At 38.7% G+C, this 8,069-nt stretch carries 9 protein-coding genes and 1 pseudogene; 9 read left to right on the top strand and 1 reads right to left on the bottom strand.

Annotated features, from left to right (window positions below; genetic code table 11):
- The first annotated feature begins 534 nt into the window (after positions 1-534).
- From tnpA to ACTNB8_RS15880, 4 genes are all read left to right on the top strand, one after another.
- Positions 535-966: an IS200/IS605 family transposase gene (tnpA, locus tag ACTNB8_RS15895; RefSeq protein ID WP_441056050.1), complete on the top strand. Its 432-nt coding sequence runs from the start codon at positions 535-537 to the stop codon at positions 964-966.
- Between the two features lie 41 nt (positions 967-1,007).
- Positions 1,008-2,336 carry an IS200/IS605 family accessory protein TnpB-related protein gene (locus ACTNB8_RS15890; RefSeq protein WP_441056049.1) on the top strand — a complete coding sequence of 443 codons (1,329 nt, stop codon included), beginning with the start codon at positions 1,008-1,010 and terminating at the stop codon, positions 2,334-2,336.
- A 348-nt stretch (positions 2,337-2,684) separates the two neighbouring features.
- On the top strand, positions 2,685-3,020 hold the full coding sequence (locus tag ACTNB8_RS15885) for an LPS biosynthesis protein (RefSeq protein WP_441056048.1): 336 nt from the start codon (positions 2,685-2,687) through the stop codon (positions 3,018-3,020).
- 6 nt (positions 3,021-3,026) lie between these two features.
- On the top strand, positions 3,027-3,143 hold the full coding sequence (locus ACTNB8_RS15880) for a zinc ribbon domain-containing protein (RefSeq protein WP_441056047.1): 117 nt from the start codon (positions 3,027-3,029) through the stop codon (positions 3,141-3,143).
- Here ACTNB8_RS15880 and ACTNB8_RS15875 read toward each other — a convergent pair.
- Positions 3,103-3,405 (bottom strand): annotated as a pseudogene (locus tag ACTNB8_RS15875) (hypothetical protein); the annotation flags it as partial. The gene ACTNB8_RS15880 and the pseudogene ACTNB8_RS15875 sit on opposite strands and share 41 nt — an antisense overlap.
- Before the next feature lie 301 nt (positions 3,406-3,706).
- Between ACTNB8_RS15875 and ACTNB8_RS15870 the strand changes: the two are divergent.
- The 5 genes from ACTNB8_RS15870 (at position 3,707) to ACTNB8_RS15850 (ending at position 7,698) form a co-directional block, all read left to right on the top strand.
- The gene (locus ACTNB8_RS15870) at positions 3,707-4,618 is read left to right on the top strand and encodes a ketopantoate reductase family protein (RefSeq protein ID WP_441056046.1); all 912 of its coding nucleotides are present in this window, start codon (positions 3,707-3,709) and stop codon (positions 4,616-4,618) included.
- A gap of 16 nt (positions 4,619-4,634) precedes the next feature.
- The gene (locus tag ACTNB8_RS15865; RefSeq protein WP_441056045.1) at positions 4,635-5,441 is read left to right on the top strand and encodes a class I SAM-dependent methyltransferase; all 807 of its coding nucleotides are present in this window, start codon (positions 4,635-4,637) and stop codon (positions 5,439-5,441) included.
- A 13-nt stretch (positions 5,442-5,454) separates the two neighbouring features.
- Entirely contained in the window at positions 5,455-6,390 is a 936-nt protein-coding gene (locus ACTNB8_RS15860; RefSeq protein WP_275932897.1) for an acyl-CoA thioester hydrolase/BAAT C-terminal domain-containing protein, read from the top strand.
- 22 nt (positions 6,391-6,412) lie between these two features.
- Positions 6,413-7,177 (top strand): hypothetical protein, encoded by a 765-nt coding sequence (locus ACTNB8_RS15855; protein WP_441056044.1) that lies wholly within the window; start codon positions 6,413-6,415, stop codon positions 7,175-7,177.
- A gap of 260 nt (positions 7,178-7,437) precedes the next feature.
- Entirely contained in the window at positions 7,438-7,698 is a 261-nt protein-coding gene (locus tag ACTNB8_RS15850) for a hypothetical protein (protein WP_441056043.1), read from the top strand.
- Positions 7,699-8,069 lie beyond the last annotated feature (371 nt).

The following is an 8,069-nucleotide window of genomic DNA, read 5'->3' as shown; positions in this document are numbered from 1 at the left end:
TCAGAAAAAAGCCGCACAAACATGAGGTATTGTCAAGTGTTTTTTGAGTTACTGGTAATAAAAAAGGAAACTCCTTTTTTACAAGGAATTTCCTTAAGTAAATGACATTGGAAGTGAACAGTAACGATACCAGTTATAAGGGGCTGTGGACTGTGAGTTTTACGTTGAAGGAGATGTAGCGAGATGGTATAATGGGAGCATAAAATCGGGGTTTATGGAGCATGGATTGTTATGATAGAAAGTTGCAGAAAGTAGATATAAATAAGGTCGCTGATATATGGTTAAAGACCAATCTAAAAGCACATTCATGGCATAGGTAAAAAATTGCCGGATCACATCAAGGATAAAAAAGTTAGATTACAATTAAACGTATATCAGAAGAATGTCTGGGGGAATTACTGGTTGGGTAAGTTATATATTGAATAACTGTGTGTCGCATTCTCGTTACTTCAGTGATGAGTTAGACGCACTATTTTTTTGAAAAAAGCAGAACAAATGTTTGCGAAATGTTCTTGCATATGGTATAATAAAAACATGGAGAAAAATATGTTTAATATCAATAATAATGAACTTTCATATGGTAGAGGATATGTGTATTCCCTGCAGTATCATCTGGTATGGTGTACAAAATATCGGAAAAAGGTTTTAAAAGATGGTATTGATACAGAATGCAAAGAAATGCTCTGTGACCTTGCAGAAGAATATAAATTTCAGATCCTGGCAATGGAGGTTATGCCGGATCATATCCATCTGCTTGTAGACTGCAGACCACAGTTTTATATCTCTGATATGATCAAGATCATGAAGGGGAACATTGCCCGGCAGATGTTTCTTGCACCTCCAGAACTGAAGAAGGAGCTTTGGGGAGGGCATCTGTGGAATCCATCTTATTGTGCAGTAACAGTGAGTGACAGGAGCAGAGAACAGGTATGTTCTTATATCGAAGGGCAAAAAGAAAGACAGTAACCTGAAAGAATCCGTATTTATATTTGTAAGAAGGAAAAAAGATGAGGATAGTATCCAGTTATGGCGTAGAATTGCGAAAACAGAATATACCGATCTGCCAGACACTGGATATTTATCGTTCTGCGGTCAGTTGTCTGATTGAGATCTATGCTCAGACATGGGATGAACTGGCAGTAATCACGGAATCTAAAAAACGTTTCAACACGGCAGAACATCTGGTGCATACCACCAAAAAGAACCAGGCAAGGTTTGATTTTGACCTGCGATTTCCAAAGATGCCTTCTTATCTGCGAAGGGCAGCTATCCAGCATGCACTGGGAAGTGTATCCTCATATAAGACAAGGCTGGGACTGTGGAAAAAAACGGATCAGAAAGGCGGCAGGCCGAAGCTGGTGTGTGATAATTATGCCATGCCGGTATTCTATCGTGATGTAATGTACCGTGAGGATACAGAAGAAAAAGATAGAGTGTGCCTGAAACTTTATGACGGCCATGACTGGAAATGGTTCCGGGTCAGCCTCAGCCATACAGATATGGAATATCTCAGAAAGAACTGGGCAGGAAAAAAAGCTGCAGCTCCCGTGTTGGAAAAAAGGCATCGTAAATACTTCCTGCGTTTTTCTTATACGGAAGAAGTGCCGCTTACAAAGACACCTGCAAAAGAACAGATTATCTGCAGTGTGGATTTAGGACTCAATACGGATGCAGTCTGTACCATTATGCGGTCAGATGGAACTGTCCTGGGAAGAAGGTTTATTGATTTCCCCAGTGAAAAAGACCGGATGTACCGTGTACTGGGACGGATAAGCAGATTCCAGCGCGAGCATGGCTCTGCACAGGTGAAAAGCAGGTGGGCTTATGCGAAGCGCCTTAACACAGAACTCGGAAGAAAGATCGCAGGAGCAGTCACAGGATATGCAGAAGAAAACCATGCGGATGTGATCGTGTTTGAGTATCTGGAAACAAAAGGAAAGATATCCGGAAGAAAGAAACAGAAGCTGCACCTGTGGCGAAAAAGGGATATCCAGAAAAGATGTGAACATCAGGCACATAGGAGAGGGATACGGACATCCAGGATCTGTGCGTGGAATACCAGCAGGCTTGCCTATGATGGGTCAGGAACAGTTGTCCGTGATCCGGGCAATCACAGCCTCTGTACATTCCAGAATGGAAAAAGATATAACTGTGATCTTTCGGCGTCCTATAATATTGGAGCAAGATATTTTATACGGGAACTTTTAAAACCCCTTCCGGTAACGGAAAGGTCCTTGCTGGAGGCAAAAGTCCCTTCAGTAAAGCGTAGGATCTCATGTGTATATGCGGACTTAAGAGAACTATTTTCAGAAATGGAAATCTTAAGAGCAGCATAAACACAGGCAGATATACAGCGGACTACCTGTGGTGTGGGGACCTGCCATATCTGGCATGGAAAAAAGCGCATGACTGCGCATATCCTAAGTTACAGGCGTATCCGCCGATATTTAGCCTTGTCGCTTAAAGCGACTGAGGAGCATGTGACTTTAGTCATGTGAGATCCACAGGCAGATTGGTGTGTTGTATACTCTGCGTATTGCAAGTAATAACGCTGATTTTCACCTGGAATATTGGATGAAATAGTTAGTGAAGTATCTATGATTATATCTATTATCCGGTATGGATAGAAAAACATGGATTTATCAGAAATTGAGGAATAATTGAAATGGAGGCGCTATAATAACATGAAGATTGAAGGAAACCAGAAAGAACTGGATGCAATGGTAGAATTTCATAAGGGAAACCGTGTCGAGGGGCTAAGACTGCAAGAAGAATTTGCAGCGGAATTTCGTAAGGAGTATAAAGACAAAGATCATTGTCCTTGCCTGAAAGCCTGTCGTTACCACGGAAACTGTAAGGAATGTGTAGCAATCCACAGAGCGCATCAGGAACATGTTCCTAATTGTATGCGACCGTTGATTAATAAAAAGTTGAAATTGATGTCAGAATTAACAGAGCATACCTTGGCAAATGAAATAGAAGCTCCACATGAGATTTTAACAAAATGTAACAAGAATTAAGCAGAATTGTCTTTATCTGAAAGGATTTATTACTGTGAATGCGGAAACAGAATGGACCGTGATGTAAATGCAGCAGTTAACATCATGAATGAGGGAAAAAGGATCTTTGCAGAATGTGCATGACAGCACAATAAAAAAGTCCGTAACCGGACTTATAAAAATTGCGGGGCATGCGAGGATAGCTTGTAGATACTTGGCTCAGTAGAGCCATTGTATACACACCAACAATTCCCCATTTGAGCACATATGCTGCAAGTAGACACAGTGGAATTCTGATACACCATGTGCTTAGAATATCAATAATCATAATGATTTTGGTGTTACCGCCACTTCTTATAATGCCTCCGCCAAGTATCATATTTTCCACCTTGACCGGAGCATACAATCATACTGATTAGAATGTATCTTCGGAAGAGTATGTAAATTATTATTTTAATGACCAGATGAGGGTATAAATTGCATTCCAAGTGCAGTGAATATAAGGCGCATGAACATGAAATTTTAAATATTATGAAAACAAAATTTGGTTGATTAACCAGGTAAAAGTGATATACTGAATGCATAAGAAAAGAAACCGTGTGGAATTACAGTTTTGTTTTCACACGGTTTTTTAGAAAATGAGAGTTAGATATTACTAACATGAACACTGGCAGTTTTTTTGAAAATGAAAAAGAGGACGGATTTCTATGAGAATATTGATTTATGGTGCAGGTGTGATTGGATCCTTGTATGCGGTCTTATTTGCAGAAACTGGTTATGATACGAGTATTTATGCCAGAGGTAAAAGACTTGAGTTTTTAAAGAAAAATGGACTGCTTTATAAGAAAAACCAGAACATAAGGCGGGCAGAAGCCACGATTCTTGGAGAATTGTCAGATAATGATGCTTACGATTTTATTTTGCTAACTGTCAGGGAAAATCAGCTATATGAAGCACTTGCTGAATTAAAAAATAATAAAAGCAATATAATTGTCACAATGGTAAATTCATTGGACAGTTATAAAAAATGGGAAGATATTGTTGGAAAAGGGAGAATATTGCCTGCTTTTCCAGGAGCGGGCGGAAGTATAAATAATGATGGTATCCTTGATGCAGCACTCACTCCAAGAATGATTCAGCCGACAACATTTGCAGAAATATCAGGAAATAAATCCGAAAAGACAAAGCAGTTTTCAAAGATATTAAGGCATGCTCATATACCATATCAGAAAGTAGTGGATATGCATATGTGGCAATTATGTCATCTTGCCATGGTGGTGCCGATTGCAGATGCATATTACGAAGCAGATTGCCCGGAAAGAGCGGGAAAAGACTGGAAGATTATGAAGAAAACAGCAAAAAAATTGAAAAGAAATTTTAGCTTTTTGCGAAAACAGGCAGGTAGGCTGTCACCTTGTAAAATGAATATTTTTCGTTTTTTACCACTGCCAATTATGACGATTATGCTTGCTGTTACATTCGAAAGTAGCTTTGGAGATAAATTTATGTATCAACATGCCAGGAAGGCACCAGATGAAATGAGGGAGCTGCATAAGCAATTTTATGCTTATATGAAAAAATGGAATACTAGGATGCATTGTGTTGTAAGAAAACAATAGTGGAAGGCGACAGATAATGAAAGAAAAAGTGAATGTGACAGGTGTGCCGGAAACGATGGTACAGACTCTGTATGCAAGAGCAAAAGAAACAAGAAAGAAAAATGCTAAAATAAACGACGAAATTGCAGAAGAACTTGTGAAAAATCTTGATTATGACTTTTCTAAAGCGGATAAAGATAAAGCCATGAACTATGGCGTGATTGCAAGAACAATTGTATTAGACCGGATGGTTGAGCAATATTTGGAGAAAAATGCAAATACAATTGTTATAAATATTGCATGTGGACTGGATACCAGATGTTATCGAATGAAAGGAAAATATCTGCATTGGTACAATATAGATTTGCCGGAGACTATGAAGATAAGGCGGCAATTTCTTCCAGAAACAGGTCCGATATATCAGATCGCAAAGTCTGCAATGGATGATTCCTATGTAGATGATATAGATTATCACTGTGAGAATGTTCTGGTAATAATCGAAGGGCTTACAATGTATTTGTGTGAAAAAGATATCAGAAAGATGTTTTTTATTATTGAAAAATCATTTCAGGAAGTAACCGTAATGGTCGAAACCATGTCACCTTTTGTTGTAAACCATGTGAAAGAAAAATCCATAGAGGGAATCAATGCAAAATTCACATGGGGAGTTAAGAACGGAACAGAACTGCAAAGAATTGTGCCGGGATTTTCTGTTCAACAGGAAGTCAGTCTGGTTGAAGGAATGAAAAAGCTTATGCCGATTTATCGTGTGATAGGAAAGAGTCAAATCGTTCGGAATATCTCAAACAAAATAATAGTTTTGGAGAAACGTGGCCGATATTAAGGAGATGATACAAATGAAGAAAAGACATTTTGATGTGGAAACAGATGGATTTTATGGTGCATACTGGAAATGCAAAACAGGATCAGACTGTGCAATGATTGCCATGATCGGGGATGATCCAGAGGATTATCTGGCGCGTATATCCGTGAAATGGCTACATAAACTCGGTGTGAATGTGATGACAATGTCACCTGGAAAAAAAGATTATGGACATCATAATTATCCATTGGAACGTATAGAGAAAGCAATCAATTGGTTAAAAGCACATGGTGATCAGAAGATAGGAATTGTCGGGGCATCTACTACAGGAACACTGGCATTGACTGCTGCTTCTTATTTTAAAGATATCACATTAACGATTGGTCTGACACCGAGTGATTTTATCTGGCAGGGGTTTATGCAGGGCAAAAAAGATGGCTGTAAGGAATGGCCGATTGAAGGAGAATCTCTTTTTTCTTACAAAGGAGAACCCCTTCCGTATATGCCATTTTGCTACAAACATCCGGATTACTGGCATGTGATTGAGAAAGAAACAAAACGGACCGGTGATATGATCAATTCAAGAAAACTATTTGATGATTCTGAAAAGGCTCACCCAATCACAGAAGACGAGATGATCAAGATTGAAAAAATCCATGGAACAGTATTGTTAATTGGTGCTGAAGATGATGTGTTGTGGGATACTGCAAAATATATCCGCCGTATGAAGCAGCGTATGAAAGAACATTCACACACATGCAGATTGGATTATGTCATTTATGAGCATGGAACCCATTTCGTTTTTCCAGAGAGCATGCTAAAGACAATGCTCCCGGTTGGATCCGGACTCTTTGTGAAACTGGCGTTTCAGGCAGCAAGAAAACATCCGAAAGAATGTCGCAGAGCACGTCTGGATATTGACTGGCGGGTAAGAAATGCTGTTGCAAAATGGAAGAGAGTAGATAGATAAAAAATAGACAGAAGGTGGAAGTGTGGTATTTAAAACAACAGGAAATAAATCAAATTCAGTCATTCTGTTTTTCCATGCAATGGGAGTAACTGGGGAAAGCAGTATGCTGGTTGCAGAGAAAATGGCAGAAAAATATTATTGCATTATGCCAACATCGACTGTGTATTGCTCCGGACAGAGGTATCAAAGCAAAAGAGATGAGATACAACAGATTGTACGATTTTTGGGGAACCATGGAATCAAAGAAATAGAACTTATAGTTGCATCTTCGATTGGAGCAGATCTCGCCATGGCATTCCTGACAGAGATAAAAATACCGGTAAAGCATGTTTTTTTTGATGGCGGGCAGTTTGCACAGATTGGAAAGACAACACGCAGAATCATGGTTCCGTTCTTATATATAGCAATGAAAAGTTTATATTGGTCAAAAGGAAAGACACTAAAGAGAATCATGTGGTGTGACGATGATAAAATTAAACCTTATTTTATAGAGGCAGGAAAGAACTTGACGTATGGAAATCTGAGAAGACAGCTGACAGACAGCTTGGAAGATAAACCATTTCCAGAACTGTCAGAAGAATTGCAGAAACATACATTTTGGGAATTTGGAAGTATAGAAGAACATTTTAAATATAGAAATGCAGTGATGCAGACCTATATATACGGTAACTTTCCCGTTTTTGAGGGATTTAACCATATGCAGTATCAAATCCAAAATCCGGAAGGATTTGCCAGAATGCTTAAAAAAATTATTGAGACAGATAGATTACCTGAATTGGTATTTTGAAAGAAGGTATCAGAAAAATGTTATTATTGTTGCAAAATGTATTGTACTGTCTGCTGTATGCATCACTGATAAAATGTGCAGTGAGGAACGACGGGCGTAACTGTTTATATTTTTATCCAAAAGAATATATAGAAGAAGCACAGAAACGTGGAATTGCTGATAAAGAAACTGTGATGAAAAGGTCAAAGTGGTTTATGATACCATTTTGTATTATTATATTTGTGGCTCTGATCTTGATTATTTCTGTTTGGAATCATGTTATGGATTTTAAAACGGCATATCTTCAAGCCTGTCTTTTTCTTGTGGTCATGAACTGGTTTGATGGTATTGTGATTGACAGATTATGGGTGGAGCATAGCAGAATCTGGCATATAGATGGTATGGAAGGAATTCCGTATGTCTACAATCATATTGCAGAGAAGTCTCATGTGGAGAACGAGATGTCTAAAATGAACCTGCCAGAAACCGTACCTGCCAGAAACCGTACCTGCTGTGGTATAAACCAGAAGTCGTTGTCGTAAAATGTGGTAAGAAAATCAGACGAATATATTTTTCCAAGAATTTGTGGTAAAAATGTGGTCAAATCAAGAAAATCGAGTGCGAAAGAGAATGTTACGCCATGCACAGCTCGGGAAAGAATTCCCTCGCTGTAGGGCTGTCGCCCTATAAAATAGCAAAAAAAGACGCCTTTGCAAGTAAACTAGTGATATGTACCCCTTTTACTGGACATCCAGTGAAAGGGGTATTTTTATGCGTTATACTTACGAATTTAAGAAAAAAGCGTAACCGCCAAATAATGATGCGGTCAGATATAAAATTACTCCAGCCCTTTGCGAGTTGGAGTAATTCACTATAATTCACATGCGATTTTTGATAGATTGGAGTTTTTCAC

Source organism: Blautia sp. HCP28S3_G10, assembly GCF_052065235.1.
Taxonomy (GTDB): domain Bacteria; phylum Bacillota; class Clostridia; order Lachnospirales; family Lachnospiraceae; genus Blautia_A.
The sequence above is the reverse complement of the archived record's forward strand: the minus strand, read 5'-3'. Positions and strand labels throughout refer to the sequence as shown.